This window comes from Vibrio harveyi NBRC 15634 = ATCC 14126 = KCTC 12724, assembly GCF_001591145.1.
In the GTDB taxonomy this organism is placed as follows: domain Bacteria; phylum Pseudomonadota; class Gammaproteobacteria; order Enterobacterales; family Vibrionaceae; genus Vibrio; species Vibrio harveyi.
The window spans coordinates 1-2,290 of record NZ_BCUF01000108.1 but is presented as its reverse complement, the minus strand read 5'-3'; the positions used below and the strand labels follow the sequence as shown (position 1 = coordinate 2,290).

The window sequence follows — 2,290 nt, the reverse complement described above, 5'->3', positions numbered from 1 at the left end:
TTGCGACACTGTTGCCGCCATCCATTGAGATAGTCGTTGTGCCACCAGCAAGGTCTGCTGATTTAGCATTGTTGCCATAAGGGATAGGAACGATCGGCTTGCCGACCTTCGTTAAAAACACTTAAGAAGGTGTATTTACATGACTTATAGATTAAATCTAGTATTAAATGAAAAAGCGCCTTTCGGCGCTTTCTATACATCTCTTACCCAAACGTCTTTGACGTCTTTTTTCAGAAGGTCAATCACACTTTGGTGAATAAAAACTAAGCCAAAATCTTCTTCTAGTTTAAATATTAATCGTTCCTCTAAGGGAATATTTTCTAATTTAGAGAAGTCAAACTCTGTTGACTCGATATCTAACCAGTTCAACTTACCGTATTGTTTTTCTTTGTCCGTCAATTTATAAGTTTGATGGATGTAAGGCATACGATAATCTTCATAAACTTTAATTTGATCATCTGTTGGTTGGCTTGGAGAACAATCGACACGAGCATCTAACCACTCTACTCCGTGTACGACCAGTTTCTCCACTTTTGACGCAATATCGCTGATGATAAATAGCTTTGGAGAAAAGGTCATTTCCAAAAGCAGATCAGGCTCTACCGGCACTATTGGCTTAGGGCTTTGTTGGAATGGAAAGTTACCTAGGTCTTGTTTAGTTAGTAAATGATATTGTTCTTTCATTTTAAGCCTCAGTACTTTGGTACTTCCTTATCACAATCCAATTTAAAAGCTCTTAAATCACTAAATGATTCAGTGCCACTCACAAGATCAAAAATTTCCTCACAGAAAATTGTTGCGGTCTCTGCCCCTTTAACGCGGAACAAAACTCTATTTTGAAGAGGGATTTTTTTTAATTTCTCCTCAGATAAATAAAGTTCCATAACTAACATCTTATTTCTCTTGGGTGACTTTCTCATTCTAGATTTAGATTCATCAATAACATCTAAAACATTATTTAGTGCCAACAAATAACGATTTGATAACGAGCCATCTGGTAATCTAAGTTCTGCGGGGTAACATTCGATCCCATAAGGGTCAAAACTCATCACCAGTTCAGCGAACTCCTTACTAACACAGAGATCACCATTATCCGCAATATTACCTACACCTTTAATAAAACCATCCGTAGATTCCCAAACAATAGGCTCTAAAGAGCTTGTGGGCTCAAATTGCGCTTTGCTATACAATGGTTCTCTACTGTCAATACAAACAAAACTTGTTGTAGACTCATGAAAGTTTTCACTAATTATTGAAAAGTTCATAGGCTAAACTAATTCTCCCATTGTTTTTAATGATGCCCCTTCAAAACAGAACTTTTTGACCTTGGCTTGACTAGGTACTGGTTCATCAAAATCTCTGCTTCCACTCAAGTAATGCAATCTTGGTGTGTCTACTTTACCACTTCTACACATATGACAACCTTTACCTGAAGGAGTCAAATGCCTACCACGTGAAATCAAATGAAGTTTGTGGCAACCCAAAAGGTCGGCAATATCGATAGATAATTCATCCAAGCTATCAACATACTCTTGAGCCTCTGTGTCACAATCTAAATTTTTTAACGTTTTAGCTAACATAGAGCCAACGACCTTGTGATAACCTCGCACACTAGCAACCATAGACAAATCTCCAGCTAGCAACTTTGATTTATCCGCATCTGCCTCTTGCTTGAGACCGCTTTCTAACTCGGACAGCTCGCCTTCAAGGTTTTTTCCGGATTCTCTCTGAAAATACTCTTCGAGGCGACGATCGGTATGCCCTGATTTATGCAATGGTACGTTATACTGGCATGAAACTTGGTCAATAGTTGGTAATAATACTAAATTATACAGATAGTTAATATCATAACCCTTGTAAACAATTTGCTTTTTTCTGATGCTTGATAACTTTTTTGCAACCTCGCAAGAAATTAAGTGGTGAGCAGCCATCGAGTAAGTTTGAAAGTTAAGTGGATGCTTATTACGCAGCGATTTAACTTTGCTGTTGCTTAAACTAGAACGCTCCCAACGACCTTTATCTTTGATGATCCCCATAACATCCTCACATTTTCAACGCTTCTTGGCATTGACCTTTCTTTCTACCCGCAATACGCTTACAAACCTTACATTTAACTGGTTTCTTATCTTTATCTTCATTCGCCTTTGCAGAGTTCTTTCCTGACTGAGCAGACTCACCTGTATTATGTTTTACTTTTGCTGGATAAGTTTTCTCGCCCTTACCTAAGATACGAGCAAAAAGATCATCAAACTCGCCCATCGCTTCTTTTAGTTTGTCGGGTACCATCTTG

At 38.2% G+C, this 2,290-nt stretch carries 3 protein-coding genes and 1 pseudogene; all 4 read right to left on the bottom strand.

Going from position 1 to position 2,290, the window contains the following annotated elements; genetic code table 11:
• Positions 1 to 192 precede the first annotated feature (192 nt).
• The gene (locus tag VHA02S_RS24565) at positions 193 to 684 is read right to left on the bottom strand and encodes a hypothetical protein (RefSeq protein WP_038899730.1); all 492 of its coding nucleotides are present in this window, start codon (positions 682 to 684) and stop codon (positions 193 to 195) included.
• A gap of 8 nt (positions 685 to 692) precedes the next feature.
• Positions 693 to 1,265 (bottom strand): imm11 family protein, encoded by a 573-nt coding sequence (locus VHA02S_RS24560; RefSeq protein ID WP_038899731.1) that lies wholly within the window; start codon positions 1,263 to 1,265, stop codon positions 693 to 695.
• Between the two features lie 3 nt (positions 1,266 to 1,268).
• Positions 1,269 to 2,036 carry an AHH domain-containing protein gene (locus VHA02S_RS24555; protein ID WP_050567848.1) on the bottom strand — a complete coding sequence of 256 codons (768 nt, stop codon included), beginning with the start codon at positions 2,034 to 2,036 and terminating at the stop codon, positions 1,269 to 1,271.
• Positions 2,037 to 2,043: 7 nt separating this feature from the next.
• Positions 2,044 to 2,290: pseudogene (locus VHA02S_RS26070) on the bottom strand (hypothetical protein); the annotation flags it as partial.

Bases quoted from the DNA above. Each gene is read 5' to 3' on its own strand.
- VHA02S_RS24565 (WP_038899730.1), bottom strand. From the start codon at position 684: ATGAAAGAACAATATCATTTACTAACTAAACAAGACCTAGGTAACTTT.
- VHA02S_RS24560 (WP_038899731.1), bottom strand. From the start codon at position 1,265: ATGAACTTTTCAATAATTAGTGAAAACTTTCATGAGTCTACAACAAGT.
- VHA02S_RS24555 (WP_050567848.1), bottom strand. From the start codon at position 2,036: ATGGGGATCATCAAAGATAAAGGTCGTTGGGAGCGTTCTAGTTTAAGC.